The organism is Limnobacter sp. UBA3528, from assembly GCF_002377005.1.
In the GTDB taxonomy this organism is placed as follows: Bacteria; Pseudomonadota; Gammaproteobacteria; order Burkholderiales; family Burkholderiaceae_B; genus Limnobacter.
This window is the reverse complement of the sequence record NZ_DFOZ01000034.1, coordinates 14,810-31,716: the sequence shown is the minus strand read 5'-3', so window position 1 is coordinate 31,716 and position 16,907 is coordinate 14,810. Positions and strand designations below refer to the sequence as shown.

Here is a 16,907-nt window from a genome sequence, read left to right as displayed (position 1 = left end):
GGCTGGTTTGCGTGTGGGCTATGCAGTGTCAAGTGTTGAAGTGGCAGACCTTATGAACCGGGTTCGTCAGCCTTTCAATGTGAATTCTTTGGCACTTGCGGCAGCCGAAGCTGCAATTGACGACGTCGAATTCCTGCAACAAACCTACGAAGTCAACTTGAAAGGTCTTGAGCAGATTGAGGGCGGTCTGAAGTTTCTCGGTCTTGAATATGTCCCTTCCTACGGCAATTTTGTGTTGTTCAAGGCTGGAAATTCGGACGACGCGGGCATGAAAGTATTCGATGCCTTGCAGCGTTTGGGGGTGATTGTTCGCCCGGTAAACGGCTATGGCTTGCCTCAGTGGTTGCGCGTGTCGATTGGCCTGCCGCATGAAAATGAAGCCTTCTTGGTGGCTTTGCCCAAAGCGCTGGCCACGCTGCAGGCGCCGTGATGGCCAAGGGCGCAATCTTTAATCGAATGCTCGCCATCGGCGTGGGGCTGATCGGCGGCTCCATTTGTCTCGCTGCGAAGAAAAAAGGGCTGGTTGGCCATGTGCTGGGTTATTCCCGCAAACTTGAAACTGCCCATGAAGCGCTTCGCTTGGGTATTGTTGATGAGTGCATCGCAGGTCCAGGCGACTCCAATGTGCGCAATGTCGATGTGGTGGTTTTGTCCATCCCGGTTCGTCAGTACAAGCAAGTGCTGACCCAGTTTTTACCTTCTTTGCCGCCCAATTGCCTGATCTTCGATGCTGGCAGCACCAAGTCGGATGTGGCTGTCATGCTGGATGAACTCGAGCCACAATTTCCTGGTTTGAAGGCACGATTCGTTTTGGCACACCCTATTGCCGGTGGTGAATCGCATGGCCCCGCCGCAGCAGTTGCCGATCTGTTTGAGGGGCGCAATTGCGTGCTGTGCCCCTTGCCACAAACCAACCCGGCGGGTCTTAAAAAAGTCGAAATCTTTTGGGCAGCCATTGGTGCCAAGTTAAGCACCATGAATGCAATGGATCACGACGAAATGTTTGGCGCGGTCAGCCACTTGCCGCACCTGTTGGCATTCAGCTATGTGGCCAGTGTTTTGGGGCACCCCAAAGGTGCGGAATTCATGAAAGAGGGCGGTGCCGGCTACAGGGATTTCACCCGCATTGCCGCCAGTTCACCTGAAATGTGGGCCGACATTTTCCAGAACAACAGCGCTGCCTTGTTGAGTATGTTGAGTGGTTTTGAGTCCAATATTGCCAGCCTTCGCAAGGCGATTGAGGGCAATGATCGAGCCACACTGGAACGTATTCTTGCTCAGGCATCTGAATACCGCAGTCACTGGAAACAGAATTAAGTCAGTCCAATTATTCAACGGATATTTTGCTATGTCAGATCTGAATTTGATCGAGTTTCACGCCAGCAGCACGGATAGAATGTCCGGCTCGGTTCGCGTGCCTGGCGACAAGTCAATTTCCCATCGCTCAATCATGATGGGTTCAATTGCCGAGGGCATCACCGAGGTGGAGGGCTTTCTCGAAGGTGAAGATGCACTTGCGACCATGAATGCGTTTCGTGCCTTGGGGGTTCAAATTGAGGGTCCGGACCGGAGCAAAGTCAAGGTGCATGGCGTGGGCATGCATGGTTTGAAGGCACCACGACAGGTGCTCGACTGCGGCAACTCTGGCACTTCAATGCGCCTGATGTCGGGGCTCCTTGCAGGGCAGGATTTCGATTGCATGCTGACCGGCGACTCAAGCTTGGGCAAGCGCCCGATGAAGCGGGTCATTGATCCCTTGGTGCTGATGGGCGCGCGAATTGAAGCACAAGAGGGTGGTCGCCCACCCCTGCATATTCACGGTCGCACCACTTTGAAGGCGATTGATTACGTGTTGCCCATGGCTTCGGCACAAGTGAAGTCTTGCGTACTTCTGGCCGGTTTGTATGCCGACGGCACAACCACCGTCACCGAACCTGCTGTTACCCGTGATCACACTGAGCGCATGTTGCGCGGCTTTGGTGTTGAAGTTATTACCAATGGCGCCAAAGCCAGTGTGAAGGGTGGTCAAACCTTGAAAGCCACCAAAATTGATGTGCCATCCGACATCTCGTCAGCTGCATTTTTCATGGTGGCCGCCTCGATTGCACCACAGGCGGACATTACGTTGAAGCATGTCGGTTTGAATCCGACCCGCACCGGTGTAATCGATATCCTGAAGCTGATGGGGGCCAACATCGAACTGAGCAATCATGCCGAGGTGGGCGGTGAGCCCGTCGCAGACGTGCGAGTTCGCAGCGCAGCCCTAAAAGGTATTGAAATTCCAGAGCACCTTGTGCCTTTGGCGATTGATGAATTTCCAGTGTTGTTCGTGGCGGCAGCCAATGCCACAGGGCGCACCATATTGACCGGTGCTGAAGAATTGCGAGTGAAGGAATCAGATCGCATTGCCGTGATGGCGCACGGTCTTCAAAAGTGCGGTATTGATGCCGAGCCCACCGAGGATGGCATGATCATTCAGGGCCTGGGGCACATTGGCGGCACACGATACAAAGCCACCAGCATTGAATCACAGGGCGATCACCGAATTGCCATGTCTTTCAGTGTTGCAGCCATTCGGGCCGAGGGGACCATGGTCATTCATGGCGCTCAAACTGTAGATACCTCATTCCCCGGTTTTGTGGCCCTGGCCAACTCGCTGGGAATGCAGGTTCAATCGGTGCGCAAGGGTTAAGGTCAATGAACATCCCCAACTGCCCTGTCATCGCGATCGACGGCCCCACCGCCTCGGGCAAGGGGACTGTGGCTGCCTTGGTGGCGGAAAAGCTCGGCTTTCACTATCTGGACAGCGGCGCAATTTACCGAGTGTTGGCTGTGGCTGTGGATCAGGCGGGTTTGAATCCAGATGTTCAATCTGATCTTGAGCGGATCATTTCCATGGCCGCCAATTTGCCGGTGCATTTTCAGGGCACTCAGGTGCTGCTTGACAGCGTAGATGTCTCTGAAATCATCAGGACAGAAGCTGCCGGTGTCATGGCGTCCCGCCTCGCTGTTGTACCGGAAGTTCGTGCTGGCCTGCTTCAGCGGCAAAGGGACTTTCGTCAAGCCCCGGGTCTCGTCGCCGATGGTCGGGACATGGGCTCAGTCGTATTTCCCGATTCAGTATTGAAAGTATTCCTGACTGCGAGCGCACAAGTGCGTGCTGAACGCCGCGTGAAGCAAATCGAGGCACGCGGCCAACAGGCGGACTTTCAAGCCATATTCAGTGACCTGATGGCTCGCGACAAACGGGACTCAGAGCGCGCAGTGGCGCCGTTGAAGCCATGCGATGATGCGCTGGTGCTCGATTGCTCTGCCATGCCAATCGAGCAGGTGCTTCAAACCATCCACAACTGGGCCAAAGAGCGCATTTAAACGCTTGATCAACAAAGACTTTCTTGATATACTCTCATCCCTTATTTGGTGAACTTTGCCCGTTTTTTAAGCAGGTTTGAGAACGCTGAATAAAACGCCGTATTTTTCAATCCCGAAAAATGCGTTTTTGAACTCCGCCTTGCCTCCCGCAGTGGCGTGTTAAATCTCAAATTTATGACCACAACTGAAATTACCCAAGCCCCAGATAGCTTTGCAGCTATGTTTGAAGAAAGCCTGAATCGCAAAGAAATGCGCGCAGGTGAAGTGATCACAGCCGAAGTTGTTCGTGTTGATTACAACTACGTTGTTGTGAACGCCGGGCTGAAATCCGAAAGCTACATTCCTCTCGAAGAATTCAAAGATGATCACGGCAACATCGAAGTCAACGACGGTGACTTCATCTCCGTGGCTATCGAAGCCCTTGAAAACGGCTACGGTGAAACATTGCTGTCACGCGACAAGGCCAAGCGTCTGTCCGCATGGCTGAGCCTGGAACAAGCCCTGGAATCAGGCGAGCTGGTTACAGGTACCATCACCGGCAAGGTGAAGGGTGGCTTGACTGTGATGGTCAACAGCATTCGCGCTTTCCTGCCAGGTTCACTGGTAGATGTGCGCCCCGTGAAAGACACCACACCATTCGAAGGCAAGACCCTCGAATTCAAGGTGATCAAGCTCGATCGCAAGCGCAACAACGTTGTGTTGTCACGCCGTGCAGTGGTTGAGGCCACCATGGGTGAAGAGCGTGAAAAGCTCCTGTCCAACCTGCAGGAAGGTTCTGTGGTCAAGGGCATCGTCAAGAACATCACCGACTACGGCGCTTTCGTGGATTTGGGCGGTATCGACGGCCTGCTGCACATCACCGACCTGGCATGGCGTCGTGTACGTCACCCGTCAGAAGTGCTGACAGTTGGCGAAGAAATCGAAGCAAAAGTATTGAAGTTCGACCAGGAAAAGAACCGTGTGTCCTTGGGCGTGAAGCAGCTTGGCGAAGACCCATGGGTCGGTTTGTCACGTCGCTACCCAGCCGACACACGCTTGTTCGGAAAGGTTACCAACATCACTGACTACGGCGCATTTGTTGAAGTAGAGCAAGGTATCGAAGGCCTGGTACACGTGTCAGAAATGGACTGGACCAACAAGAACGTCGATCCCAAGAAAGTGGTTACTTTGGGCGACGAAGTGGAAGTCATGGTTCTGGAAATCGACGAAGAGCGTCGCCGTATCAGCCTGGGCATGAAGCAATGTGCAGCCAACCCTTGGGAAGAGTTCTCTACCAGCTTCAAGAAAGGCGACAAGGTGTCTGGCGCAATCAAGTCAATCACTGACTTCGGCGTGTTCATCGGCTTGCCTGGTGGCATCGACGGTCTGGTACACCTGTCGGACCTGTCATGGAACGAAACCGGTGAAGAAGCCGTGCGTCGTTTCAAGAAAGGCGACGAAGTTGAGGCCTTGGTATTGGCCATCGACACAGAGCGCGAGCGCATCAGCTTGGGTATAAAACAGTTGTCTGGCGACCCATTCACTGTATTCGCTTCCACCAATGACCGTGGCAGCATGGTCAACGGCACCGTGAAGTCTGTGGACGCCAAGGGTGTTGTAGTTGATCTGGGCGATGACATCGAGGGTTACCTGCGTGCTTCCGAAATCTCCAACGACCGCGTTGAAGATGCTCGCAATGCATACAAGGAAGGCGACGCTGTGACAGCCATGGTGATTAACGTGGACCGCAAGGCCCGTTCAATCGCTTTGTCCATCAAGGCCAAAGACCAGGTTGACACTGACGAAGCGATGAAGAAGATCTCTGAAGAAAGCGCTGGCTCTGCTGGTACCACCAGCTTGGGCGCGCTGTTGAAAGCAAAACTGGGTAATAACCAGTAATCAGTCTGTAGAAGTGGCGCTTCCCATTCGGGAAGCGCCTTTTTATTTTAAGAACAATGACTAAATCAGAACTCATCAATCAGCTGGTCAAGCGCTTTCCCAAGTTGCCTGTGCGCGACACGGATTTCGCTGTCAAAAGCATTCTCGATTCCATGACTCAAGCCTTGGCCGAAGGTCAGCGCATTGAGATCCGTGGGTTCGGTAGTTTCTCTCTGACCCGTCGCCCCCAGCGTGTGGGTCGCAATCCAAAATCCGGCGAACAAGTGGTTGTGCCTGAAAAGCGCGTGCCTCACTTTAAGCCCGGCAAAGAGCTACGCGAGCGAGTTGATTTATACTCCAAGAAAGAGAGTTAATTCGATCGTTCTTCGGTGAAGCCTGAGTCATCACGCCGATGAATGAATCGGCGTTGATCCAACTACAAACAGGGGACCACCTTGAAAATACTTGCCTGGGTAGTGCGACTTGCACTTTTCCTTGTTGTTCTCACCTTTTCCATTCGAAACACAGATTTAGTCACCGTCAAGTGGTTGCCAGGGCTTGAAATTCAGGTTCAGTTGGTGGTGGCTTTGTTGCTGGCCTTGCTGTTGGGAGCCGTTTTCGCATGGATTTCCTTGTTACCGTCCTGGCTGAAGGCCAAGCGAGCTGCTTCTGTGGCTTCCAAAAATGAGGAACGTCTCGAGCGCGAGTTGAGCCAACTCAAAGCACAGGGCAACACCCCAGTTGTTGTTGAAGAACCGATGCCAGCTTTGCCGATAGGCCCAAGTCATGGAATTTGAAACCTGGTGGTTGGTCCTTATCCCACTGATATTCAGCTTGGGATGGATGGCCGCGCGCCTTGAAAAGCGATCAGATGCATCCGTGCGCGGTCAACTGCCAGCCTCGTATTTTAAGGGCGTTAATTTCCTGTTGAGTGAGCAGCCGGACAAAGCGATTGATGCTTTTCTGGAGGTGGCTGCGATCGACACCCACACTGTTGAATTGCATTTTGCGTTGGCCAGTCTGTTTCGAAAAAAAGGTGAAATTGATCGCGCAATTCGGGTGCATCAGTTTTTGACAACACGTGAACAAATTACGTTGGCAGATCGGGAAAAGGCCACCTATGAGTTGGGGGTTGATTTTCTGCGAGCCGGTATTCTTGATCGCGCTGAGCAAGCTTTCCACAGCCTGTCAGGCTCAGATATGAAGGCAGAGGCGTCACGCCAGTTGCTCGAGTTGTATGAGCTGGAAAAAGCCTGGGACAAAGCCATTGCCCAAGCCCACAAGCTTCGTGAATATGGTGCTGAGGTGCCAGCCGGCGACATTGCACACTTTTACTGCGAACTTGCTGCCCAGTTTATTGACGCGGGCGATTTGCTGAAGGCCAAAGCGGAGCTGCAAAATGCTTTGCTAACCGACGCACAGAATGTGCGCGCCTCTTTGTTGCTAGGTGATATTTATTTCACCCAGAACCAATTTGAGGAAGCGATTGGCCAGTGGCGCGCAGCCGAGCGACAGAATCCTTGGTATTTACCTTTGGTGGGGCCAAATATGTGGGCAGCGTTCAAGAAACTTGAGCGCGAAGAAGAGGGTATTTCCGCTTTGCTGGAATATTGCACCATGTACCCCTCCATTGATTTGCTGCTTGTATTGGCGCAGGCCGTCGAAGAGACCAAAGGGCCATTTGCAGCATTCGAATTGCTACGAGAGCAGGTGCGTGCCCGTCCCAGCTTGCTGGGGCTGGACAAATTGCTTGAGCATCAGTTGCGTGGCAAGCTTGACGATGATCGAATGCAAGACTTACGCCTGACGCGTGAGTTGATCTCCAAACACACTCAGCGCCTGGAGCGCTATCGCTGCCAGTCGTGTGGTTTTCAGGCCAAAAAGTTTTACTGGCAATGCCCCGGTTGTGCCAATTGGGATTCAATTGTGCCGCGCCGTGCAGAAGAACTTGATTTTTACCCGGTGTCAGCCAAAAAGGCAGCACATACACAAGCTCATACCCATTAAAACAGGCTGAACAATGGTCGACAGGTCTCAATTTAAAGACGCAAAAATTCTGGTGGTCGGCGATGTCATGCTGGATCGCTATTGGTTTGGCGATGTAGAGCGTATTTCCCCGGAGGCTCCGGTGCCTGTGGTGCTGGTGGGTACCAAAGACGAACGTTTGGGTGGTGCTGCCAACGTCGCAATTAACGCCAGTTCTTTGGGCGCGCAGTTGTGCTTGATGGGCGTGGTGGGCAATGACGAGCCTGGCCACACGGTTGAGGCCTTGCTTGAAAAAAGTGGAGTACGTTCGCGTTTGCTCAAAGACCCCAATTTTCCTACTACTGTGAAGTTGCGCGTGATTGCCCGTCAGCAACAGTTGGTACGAATCGATTTTGAGGAGCGCCCCTCGCCTGAGCAACTCACCACCAAAATGGAGTTGTTTGATCAGGAGTACGCCAATCACGATGTGGTGCTGTTTTCAGACTACGGCAAAGGCAGTCTGGAACATGTGGCTGAAATGATTGCTTTGTGCAAAAAGGCAGGCAAAACTACTTTGGTCGATCCCAAAGGGGACGATTACGCGAAATACGCCGGCGCATCGGTATTGACACCGAATCGGTCTGAGTTCAAGCAGGTCATGGGTAGCTGGAAAACTGAGGCCCAGTTGATTGAAAAAGCCCAAACCCTGCGTGAGCGCTTGAGGTTGGGGGCTTTGTTGTTGACTCGTTCCGAGGAAGGCATGACGCTGTTTACCGCTGACGGGAGTTTTCACGTGCCTGCGCAGGCTCGCGAAGTATTTGATGTGTCGGGCGCTGGTGACACGGTGATCGCGACCTTGGCTTGTGCAGTGGGTTCTGGCATGAGCCTGCCCGACAGCGTGGCATTGGCCAATAAGGCAGGCGGTGTGGTGGTCGGCAAACTAGGTACAGCAGTGATATTGCCGGAAGAATTGAATTGAAGGAATCGACCATGAAAGTGATTGTGACGGGTGCGGCTGGTTTAATCGGCAGCAATTTGGTAAAGGCCCTGAACGAACGTGGCATTACCGACGTATTGGCGGTGGATAACCTGACCAAAGGCGACAAGTTTTTGAACTTGGTGGATTGTGAAATCTCCGACTACCTGGATAAAACTGATTTTCTTGCGCGTATTGAGCGTGGCGAGTTCGGTAAGTTCGACGCAATTTTTCATGAAGGGGCCTGTTCCGACACGATGGAGCACAATGGCAACTACATGATGGCCAACAATTTCCGTTACACCCAAACCCTGTTTGAATGGGCGCAACGCACGGGCACTCCGTTCCTGTACGCCTCATCTGCAGCCGTTTATGGCGGAAGCACGGAGTTTGTTGAAAGCCGTGAGGTTGAAAAACCATTGAATGTGTATGGCTATTCCAAGTTTTTGTTCGATCAGGTATTGCGTCGTCAAATGAAGATCGGTTTGAAGGCGCCAGTGTTTGGCTTTCGGTATTTCAATGTGTACGGCGATCGTGAGCAGCACAAAGGGCGCATGGCTTCAGTGGCTTTTCACAACTTTAACCAGTTTCGTGAGGGTGGTTCGGTGAAGTTGTTTGGCCCCTACGGTGGTTACGAGGCAGGCTGCCAGCAGCGAGATTTTGTCTCGATTGAAGATGTGGTGAAGGTGAACATGTTTTTCTTCGAGCATGCCAGCACTGCACCTGCAGGGGTGTATAACCTGGGCACAGGGCGTGCCCAAACATTCAACGATGTGGCTTTGACCACCTTGAATACGTTGCGTGAAAGCCAGGGTAGTGCTGTTCTAAGCCTGCAGGACGCGGTGAAAGGTGGTTTTATTGAATACATTGAGTTTCCGGATGCGCTGAAAGGCAAGTATCAAAGCTACACCCAGGCTGATTTAAGTAACTTGCGTGCCGCAGGCTACCACGGCAGTTTTTACAGCGTAGAAGAAGGCGTGGCGCGCTACGTAGGCCGTTTGATTAAAAAATATTTGAAACCATGAAACTAAAGCGGGAGCTTTGACACTTAGTAATGTTGGTTGATTCGGCCTCTTGAACCGAGTCGCTCGTAAACCGTTGGGGTTCCCCCACGTTTTAAGGGTAGGCCAACTGCTTGTGGAATCGCATACTCCCCTCAGGGGCGAGCATTGTGCGACCAAGCAAGTGTCTCTGTCTCCTCAAGCCCTGTTAAGCCCGCTTTTTAGCGGGCTTTTTTTTGCTCGAACCGGTTTCGCAGCGGTGTTTAACTCACGATCCCGCTGAAATACCACTGAAACACCATGGCCAAGGTGGCCATTAAGGCAGTCATTCCAAAGGCCAGCGACAAGGCCACGGAAACAACCACTGCACCCGTGGTTTGTCGAGTGTTGGCGGGGTATTCGGGGTTTAAAAGGGCATTAAATTGTTCGTCTTTCATCAGGCCGTAGCGCATGGTGTCAATCCAGCCTGCAAACGCAGATAACGGGAATGTCAGCATGTAGAACCAGAAACGTTTTTTACCCGCGTAAATCCAGTGACCACCGATTGCACCAGTGAGCAGGGCAAGCCAGCAGAACATAAGCTTGGATTTGAAGGGTTCTTGGGGTGATGCATTCATTTTTTAAAACACTGCTTGTTAGATTGGATTACGCTGGCTATAATAGCGGGTTATCGGATTTCGTGTGTCGAAATCCCAATGATTCATTCGTTTGCAGTGGCCAAAGTTTGTTCTGCAGGCACTAATTTAATAGAGGAAATTATGGTCGTCATTCGACTCGCACGTGGTGGTTCTAAAAAGCGCCCATTTTATAGCCTGGTGGCTGCTGATTCACGCAACCGTCGCGATGGCCGTTTTATTGAGCGTATCGGTTTCTACAACCCTGTAGCACCGGAAGGTTCTGAGGGCCTGCGCATTGCCATGGATCGCCTGACCTACTGGAAAAGCGTTGGTGCACAATGCTCTTCTACAGTAGAGCGCCTGGTTGGTGAATACAACGCCAAGCAAGCTGCTTAATACTGTTGCATTGACTCCGGTCAGTTCCGGAGCAAGCGCAAGCTAAAAGGCAGGTTGTTACACAAAGTCCGTGGATGATACGTTCGCGGACTTTTGTTTTTGGTTTTATGATTTGCCCATTTTGGACACCGAGCATGAATGTACCCGACGATTTGGTAGAACTGGGGCGAATTGGTGAACCCTACGGCCTGAAGGGCTGGATCAATGTGTTGCCCTCGTCTGAAGAGCCCGATGTGTTGCTGAAAAGCAAACAATGGTGGGTGTCACGGTTGCCTTCTTCCGAGGGAGCGGTGGTTCGTCGCGCGGCACAGCCAAAATTCGAAGACCTCGTCTTCGAGCCATTTCGTGTTTTGCAAAGCAAACCACACTCCAGTCGAATTGTTGCGCATCTTGAGGGCATAGAACAGCCCGAACTGGCAGCACAGTTCAAGGGGCGTCGGGTTTACGTGTCACGTGCACGCTTTCCGGCACCTACGGAGGGTGAGTACTATTGGGTCGACTTGGTTGGTTGTCTTGTCACCAATCTGGAGGGCAGGGTATTGGGCACCGTTGCCCAGGTTGTTGATCATGGAGCACATCCTATTTTGTCGGTCAAGAGTGACGCTGAGCAGGAAATGCTGATTCCCTTTGTGGCAGCGTATGTTGTCAATGTGGACACGCAGGCCAAACAAATTCAAGCGGATTGGCAGGAAGATTACTGATGTCAGGCCCTCGCTTTGACGTGATCACCCTTTTCCCTGACCAGTTTCCGAGATTGGTTGAGTTGGGTGTCGTGGGCAGGGCTTTGAAAAAGCAGTTGTTTGAACTGAATTGCTGGAACCCGCGTGATTTCACGGATGATCCGCACCGCACTGTGGATGACAGGCCTTATGGTGGTGGCCCAGGCATGGTGATGCTGGCTGAACCCTTGGTGCGTTGTGTCACGGCGATCCGTGGTGTGCGCGGTGACGATGCACCTTTGGTTTTTTTGACGCCGCATGGTCCTTTGCTTAAGCAAGAAAATGTTCGTGCTTTGAGCGATCAAGGTGAGGGCGCAATTCTACTTTGCGGTCGCTACGAGGGTGTAGATCAGCGTTTTATCGATGACTATGTCGACCAAACTTACTGTTTGGGCGACTTTGTGCTGTCTGGTGGAGAGCTGGCTGTGGCTTGTTTGGTCGATGCCTGGGTGCGTTTGCTGCCTGATGTGCTGAATCATGCATTGTCGGCGACCCAGGATTCATTTGAGGCGGGTTTGCTGGATTGTCCGCACTACACGCGCCCGGAAGTTTTTGATAATAAAGCAGTTCCAGACGTGCTTTTGTCGGGAAATCATGCGAAAATAGAAAGCTGGCGTTTTGAGCAGGCAAAAGCTTACACAAAACGCTTTCGACCCGAATTGCTGGAGAACTTTGCTTTTGATTTAAATGACAAGGCAAGTAAGGCTGGCAAGAAGGGTTAAGTTGGTGGATTGCTCGTATTGAATTTACAGGCAATCACTTTTTATTGTTTTCATCCTCTGGCGGTGCACGTTCAATTTATTGAACCATAAAAGCCCGTGAATGATGACTTGGAGCTATCAATGAATTTGATTCAACAACTTGAGCAAGAAGAAATTGCTCGCTTGGGTAAAGAAATTCCCGAGTTTGCCCCCGGCGACACTGTAATCGTAAGCGTTCGAGTAATCGAAGGTACGCGTTCACGTCTGCAGGCTTATGAAGGTGTCGTGATCGCCCGTCGTAACCGCGGTCTGAATTCTTCCTTCATTGTTCGCAAGATTTCATCTGGCGAAGGCGTAGAACGTACATTCCAGCTTTATTCACCGTCTATCGAAAAGATCGAAGTGAAGCGTCGTGGTGATGTTCGCCGCGCCAAGCTGTACTACCTGCGCGATCGTTCAGGCAAGTCTGCACGTATCAAGGAAAAGTTGCCCAACCGTGTGAACAAGCAAGCTGCTGAATAAGCATTTTGTAGTCGTTCACTTGGGTAAAACAGAAAGCCAGTTCTCAGAGAACTGGCTTTTTGTTTTCTTGCATATCCACCTGATTATCGAGAATTCGAGTGTTGGTCTACACAATGTTTGCTTAGTCGATATTCAACTCAACCACCAAGGCGTTTCCTCAATCCATCGTTGAACGTGTCGGCGAGTGTTCTCCGCCTCTGGCGGCATTTGTTGAGCCAATGTTCTCGCCAATTCCAGCAAGTCTTTGTCGACCAGTGGGTCGGCGTAGCGCATCATGGGCAAGCCAGATTGCCGCTTGCCAAGCAACTCACCTGGGCCCCGAATTTCCAGATCTTTTTCAGCCAAATAAAATCCATCGTCGCTTTCATGCATCGCTTTCAAGCGCAGTTTGGAGGTGTTTGACAAGGGGCCACCGTACAACAGAACGCAAACGCTTTGCACGCTGCCACGCCCTACGCGGCCACGAAGCTGGTGAAGTTGAGCCAGCCCAAAACGTTCAGCCTGGTCAATGACCATTAAACTTGCGTTGCCCACGTCTACGCCCACTTCAATTACTGTGGTGGACACTAGCAAATCAAGTTCACCTGCTGAAAATGCAGCCATGGTGGCTTGCTTGAGTTTGTTGTCTTGTTTGCCGTGAAGCAGGCCGATGCGCCGTGTTGGAAGTTGTTCGCACAAGTCGGCATAGGTGGCCTGTGCTGCCTGAAGGTCGAGTGTTTCACTTTCTTCGATCAGTGGGCACACCCAATACACTTGCTGTCCTTTGTTTATTTCACCTTCAATGGCAGAAATGAGTTGTTCCCGTTTTTTCTGGGAAAGTAGCTTGGTGATAATGGGTTTTCGGCCCGGTGGTTTTTCATCCAGGCTGGACACCGCAAGGTCTGATAAATAGGTTTGAGCCAGTGTGCGTGGAATGGGCGTTGCACTCATCATGAGTTGGTGGGCCAAATGCCCGTCGCTTGCCTTGGCGATTAGAGACAGGCGTTGGGCAACGCCAAAGCGGTGCTGCTCATCTACCACAACCAGTGCCAGTGACTGGAACTGGACATGGTCTTGAACCAAGGCGTGAGTGCCAATAATCACGTCGATTTCGCCGGCAGCCAGCGCTTTCAGTGTTCGGTCTTTTTCGCTTTTTTTCATGGCCCCTTGAAGCTTTGCACACCGCACGCCTACCGCGTCGAACAGCGGCGCAAGTTTATGGTGGTGCTGGGCTGCCAATACTTCGGTGGGTGCCAAAATTGCGGCTTGTTTGCCATTTTCTATAGCGCGCAAGCAGGCCAGCGCGGCTACAAGAGTTTTACCGCTCCCCACGTCGCCTTGTAGCAAACGTTGCATTGGGTAGGGGTGGGCCAAGTCTTCGAAAATTTCACGGCAGGCACGTTCCTGTGCTCCTGTCAGCTGAAAAGGCAGTTGTGCCATGAATTGACAAACCAAGCTGGTTTTTGTGATTTTCTCAGCTTTTAGCGGGCTGGCTTTTTCCAGGGTCCGCTGTTGACGATACTCGCGCAACAAAAGTTGCTGGGCCAGCAATTCATCCACTTTGACACGTGTCCAGGCAGGATGAGTGCGCAAATTCAGGTCATAGAGTTCTTCGGGTTTGGCTTGGCCGTGTAGTGTTTGAAGGGCGGTAGGCCATGGCAGCAATTTGTGTTTTTTACACAGGTTGGTGGGCAAGGTATCAATGAAGCAAGCGGCCGGTAGTTTCTTCATCCAGCGGTGCCAGTCGCTTTGTTTCAACTGACCTGTGCTGGGGTAAACAGGTTCCAACACCGAACTCGAGTTTGTTGGGGGCGCTATGGGGTTGATGGATGCATCCAGAGTTCCGGGGGGAGCAATTTTCACGGTGGGATGCACCATCTCGAACGTGCCATAGCCCTGACGGATTTGGCCGTTGATCTGAATTCGGGTCCCTTCGCTGAGTTTTTGTTGCAAGCCTGGGTAAAAATGAAGCCAGCGTAACAGCAGGGTAGTGTCGCCGTCTTCGACCCACACCCGCAGTTGTTTGCGAGGGTGGTACTGCACTTCAGTACCCACCACAGTGGCCAGCAGGTTCACTTTCTGGCCCAGCTGAAGCGAGTCCATGGCCGTGATCGAGGCCTTGTCTTCAAAACGAAGGGGCAGGTGCAAGGCCAACCCCATCCAATGTGGGGCCGTCAATAAGCTACCCACGGCGTCGGCAATGCTTACCGGCAGCGGCAGCAGCTCCTCGAAGCCGGGTTTGTGGTTGGGGGCTGCTGCTGTCAAGTGTTTGGCTTTGCTGCGCGGTTAAAGGGCCAAAATGGCTTCCACTTCAAAGCGCGCGCCTTTGGGAAGGCTCGCCACACCCACGGTCGAGCGGGCCGGGAAGGGTGCAGACACATATTCCTGCATGATCGCGTTGACTTGCGCGAATTCACTGAGATCAGTCAAAAACAGGGTGAATTTCACAACGTTGGCCAGACTGCCACCTGCCTCTTCTGCCACTGCCTTGAGGTTGGAAAATGCCTGGCGTGCCTGCTCCTCGGTGCTCGGACCTACAAGGTCGCCAGTGGCAGGGTTCAGGCCGATTTGTCCCGAAGTGAACACCAGATTACCTAGCTTGATTGCTTGGCTATATGGGCCGATTGCTGCGGGGGCTTTGGGGGTAGATACAACGGAGGCTTGTGTCATCTTGAGTCTTGGAAATGATTGGGTAAATGGATCTAAACTGCTTCAGTTGCAATGATAACGCCGAGAGGTGCATTGTGTTGCCCATGGGGACGGTATACCATACTCGACTTGTTTGTTGCGCCGCAATGTACGCATGAGTCAAACCCAAAAGTCAGGCAAGGCCAACGCTTCGCTTGGTCAAAAATCTGCTGTGCCACGCTCGGCGTCAACCTCTCTTGAGGCAGACGAACGCGACGACATTTTCTCCGAGAAATATGCATGGGTTGCCGTTGGGGCTTGTGGTTTGGCCTCCGTGGCTTTTGGCCCTGAGGAATCATTCAAGGCACTGGGCGAATCTCGCCATTTGCTGCTGTTTTTGGGATTGTTGACAGCGCTTTCCATTCTCCTGGTGTCACTCACGTATTTCCGCGTCACCGAGCTTTTTCCAAAAGGCGGTGGCGGCTATGCCATGGCCACCAACTTGCTGGGCCCCAGGGTGGGTTTGATCGCAGGTGCTGCATTGCTGGTCGATTATGTCCTGATGGTGGCTTTGGGAATAAGCGCATCAACCCATTTGATGTTCAGCTTCTTACCTCCGTATTTTTATGAGTACCGGGTGTGGGTCTCTATGGCCTTAATGGTTGGCTTGATGAATTTTCATATTCAGGGGCGTCATCTGAACCTGAAACCCTTCAAGTATTTGTTTGTGGCTTTCCTGCTAACCCACTTGGTCTTCATCCTTGTGGGTTTTTCCGACCACTTTCAGGACATCGGTGGGGTAGTTAAACGCAGCATTGAAACCACCGAGTCAGACCTAAGTACCTTGGGCTGGCTGCCGGTATTGGCAATTTTCGCGCGCGGATTTTTTCTGGGTGGAGGTACCTACACTGGCATTGAGGCTGCTTCGGATACGGTGCAGTTAAGCCGTTACAGGCAGAGCAGCGAGAACCGCAGGAAAATGCTGGCTTATGTTGCATGTGCATTGGCTTTTGCTGCTGCCAGTCTGGCAGCCTTGTATTCGCTGTGGGATGTCAATATTGAACCCACCATGGCTTTGAATGGTGTGCTGTTTGAAAGGGTGTTCACTGACCTTGGTTGGGATTGGCCCTACGTTATTTTTGGTTTGCTGGTGATGTTGGGGCTTGAGACAGCGGTGTTGCTGTTGGCTGCACATGTCGCTTTTGCTGTGGGGCCAAGGGTGTTGTCAACCATGGCGATTGATTCATGGTTGCCTCACCAGTTTCGATACTTGTCCAATCGCTTTGTGACCAAGAACGGCATCATGCTGATGGGCGGTTTGGCCTTGGTGGCTATTTATCTAAGCGACGCGAATGTGGATTTGTTGGTGGTGCTGTTTTCCATCAATGTGTTTATTGTATTTAGCCTGTCCATGTTGGGGCTGTGCGTTTATTGGCTTAAGAACCGGCACGAGAAACGTTTTGTAAAAGGCTTTTTGTCAGCCTCGCTTGGTTTTGTTGTTTCAGCATCCATTTTGTTGGGAACAATTATTACCCAGTTTTTTCAAGGTGGCTGGATCACTATGCTGATCACTACTGTGGTGGTGTTGGTGTGCTTGTGGGTGCGCAACCATTACAGAGAAACCAAAGAAAAAATATCGAAGATTGATGAAGTATTTGCTATGGCGCAATATGGCTCCGCACACTCTCCGCCCGAGTTGATTCCAGAAGGCAACACGGCGGTATTTATTGTGGGCAACAGCCGTGGTGGTGGTTTACATGCATTGCTTTGGGTTCAGCGTATGTTTCCCAATCACTTCCAGAATTTCGTGTTCATGAACGCACGGACTGTTGATTCCAAGGCTTATGGTGGTCGCGAGGCACTGGAAGCCATGCGTGTAGATGCTTCAGTGTCCCTGAATTACTTTGTGAATTTTTGCCGTAGCCACGGACTGCGTGCCAAGAGTTACCTGTCGTTCGGAACGGACGCAGTTGAAGAGTTGACGAACCTGGCGAAAGTAGTGGCCGAAAACCATCCCAATGCAATTTTCTTCACCAGCAAACTGGTGTTTGAAAATGAAAATATCCTGACCCGGTTGTTGCACAATCAGGCTGCATTGGAACTTCAACGCCGTTTGCACAGTGCGGGCCAGCAAATGGTGATTCTGCCCATGCGGCTTTAAGGTTTTCAACAAA

General features: G+C 51.9%; 18 protein-coding genes. 15 read left to right on the top strand and 3 right to left on the bottom strand.

Features of this window, described 5'->3' with window-relative positions; genetic code table 11:
- From B4N58_RS10705 to rfaD, 10 genes are all read left to right on the top strand, one after another.
- A partial coding sequence (locus tag B4N58_RS10705; protein WP_291749042.1) for an aminotransferase class I/II-fold pyridoxal phosphate-dependent enzyme occupies positions 1-430 on the top strand: 430 nt, incomplete at its 5' end.
- Entirely contained in the window at positions 430-1,317 is an 888-nt protein-coding gene (locus B4N58_RS10700) for a prephenate dehydrogenase (RefSeq protein ID WP_291749040.1), read from the top strand. The genes B4N58_RS10705 and B4N58_RS10700, both read left to right, overlap by 1 nt.
- Positions 1,318-1,348: 31 nt before the next feature.
- Positions 1,349-2,692 carry a 3-phosphoshikimate 1-carboxyvinyltransferase gene (aroA, locus tag B4N58_RS10695; protein ID WP_291749039.1) on the top strand — a complete coding sequence of 448 codons (1,344 nt, stop codon included), beginning with the start codon at positions 1,349-1,351 and terminating at the stop codon, positions 2,690-2,692.
- A 5-nt stretch (positions 2,693-2,697) separates the two neighbouring features.
- The gene (cmk, locus tag B4N58_RS10690) at positions 2,698-3,372 is read left to right on the top strand and encodes a (d)CMP kinase (protein WP_291749037.1); all 675 of its coding nucleotides are present in this window, start codon (positions 2,698-2,700) and stop codon (positions 3,370-3,372) included.
- A 174-nt stretch (positions 3,373-3,546) separates the two neighbouring features.
- Positions 3,547-5,250 carry a 30S ribosomal protein S1 gene (rpsA, locus tag B4N58_RS10685; protein ID WP_008252750.1) on the top strand — a complete coding sequence of 568 codons (1,704 nt, stop codon included), beginning with the start codon at positions 3,547-3,549 and terminating at the stop codon, positions 5,248-5,250.
- A 56-nt stretch (positions 5,251-5,306) separates the two neighbouring features.
- Complete coding sequence (locus B4N58_RS10680) at positions 5,307-5,603, top strand: integration host factor subunit beta (protein WP_008252749.1); 297 nt, start codon at positions 5,307-5,309, stop codon at positions 5,601-5,603.
- 81 nt (positions 5,604-5,684) lie between these two features.
- Positions 5,685-6,026: a lipopolysaccharide assembly protein LapA domain-containing protein gene (locus B4N58_RS10675; protein WP_291749033.1), complete on the top strand. Its 342-nt coding sequence runs from the start codon at positions 5,685-5,687 to the stop codon at positions 6,024-6,026.
- The gene (gene lapB, locus B4N58_RS10670; RefSeq protein WP_008252747.1) at positions 6,016-7,236 is read left to right on the top strand and encodes a lipopolysaccharide assembly protein LapB; all 1,221 of its coding nucleotides are present in this window, start codon (positions 6,016-6,018) and stop codon (positions 7,234-7,236) included. The genes B4N58_RS10675 and lapB overlap by 11 nt, the downstream gene beginning before the upstream one ends.
- Positions 7,237-7,249: 13 nt before the next feature.
- Entirely contained in the window at positions 7,250-8,173 is a 924-nt protein-coding gene (gene rfaE1, locus B4N58_RS10665) for a D-glycero-beta-D-manno-heptose-7-phosphate kinase (RefSeq protein WP_008252746.1), read from the top strand.
- Positions 8,174-8,184: 11 nt separating this feature from the next.
- The gene (gene rfaD / locus B4N58_RS10660; RefSeq protein ID WP_291749030.1) at positions 8,185-9,195 is read left to right on the top strand and encodes an ADP-glyceromanno-heptose 6-epimerase; all 1,011 of its coding nucleotides are present in this window, start codon (positions 8,185-8,187) and stop codon (positions 9,193-9,195) included.
- 239 nt (positions 9,196-9,434) lie between these two features.
- On the opposite strand, the gene B4N58_RS10655 is transcribed toward rfaD, so the two are convergent.
- The gene (locus B4N58_RS10655) at positions 9,435-9,788 is read right to left on the bottom strand and encodes a hypothetical protein (RefSeq protein ID WP_291749027.1); all 354 of its coding nucleotides are present in this window, start codon (positions 9,786-9,788) and stop codon (positions 9,435-9,437) included.
- Positions 9,789-9,929: 141 nt separating this feature from the next.
- On the opposite strand from B4N58_RS10655, the gene rpsP reads away from it, so the two are divergent.
- The 4 genes from rpsP (at position 9,930) to rplS (ending at position 12,126) form a co-directional block, all read left to right on the top strand.
- Positions 9,930-10,184, top strand: coding sequence for a 30S ribosomal protein S16 (gene rpsP, locus B4N58_RS10650; RefSeq protein ID WP_008252743.1), 255 nt, complete (start codon positions 9,930-9,932; stop codon positions 10,182-10,184).
- A gap of 134 nt (positions 10,185-10,318) precedes the next feature.
- The gene (rimM, locus tag B4N58_RS10645; RefSeq protein ID WP_291749026.1) at positions 10,319-10,885 is read left to right on the top strand and encodes a ribosome maturation factor RimM; all 567 of its coding nucleotides are present in this window, start codon (positions 10,319-10,321) and stop codon (positions 10,883-10,885) included.
- Entirely contained in the window at positions 10,885-11,625 is a 741-nt protein-coding gene (gene trmD, locus B4N58_RS10640; RefSeq protein ID WP_291749024.1) for a tRNA (guanosine(37)-N1)-methyltransferase TrmD, read from the top strand. The genes rimM and trmD overlap by 1 nt, the downstream gene beginning before the upstream one ends.
- A gap of 120 nt (positions 11,626-11,745) precedes the next feature.
- Positions 11,746-12,126, top strand: coding sequence for a 50S ribosomal protein L19 (rplS, locus tag B4N58_RS10635; RefSeq protein ID WP_008252734.1), 381 nt, complete (start codon positions 11,746-11,748; stop codon positions 12,124-12,126).
- Between the two features lie 132 nt (positions 12,127-12,258).
- Here the strand turns inward: rplS and recG are convergent, their stop codons facing one another.
- Both recG and B4N58_RS10625 read right to left on the bottom strand, forming a co-directional pair.
- Positions 12,259-14,370 carry an ATP-dependent DNA helicase RecG gene (gene recG / locus B4N58_RS10630; RefSeq protein WP_008252733.1) on the bottom strand — a complete coding sequence of 704 codons (2,112 nt, stop codon included), beginning with the start codon at positions 14,368-14,370 and terminating at the stop codon, positions 12,259-12,261.
- Between the two features lie 21 nt (positions 14,371-14,391).
- Complete coding sequence (locus tag B4N58_RS10625) at positions 14,392-14,775, bottom strand: RidA family protein (protein WP_291749019.1); 384 nt, start codon at positions 14,773-14,775, stop codon at positions 14,392-14,394.
- A 133-nt stretch (positions 14,776-14,908) separates the two neighbouring features.
- Here B4N58_RS10625 and B4N58_RS10620 point away from each other — a divergent pair, with 133 nt between their 5' ends.
- Complete coding sequence (locus tag B4N58_RS10620; RefSeq protein WP_008252708.1) at positions 14,909-16,894, top strand: APC family permease; 1,986 nt, start codon at positions 14,909-14,911, stop codon at positions 16,892-16,894.
- Positions 16,895-16,907 lie beyond the last annotated feature (13 nt).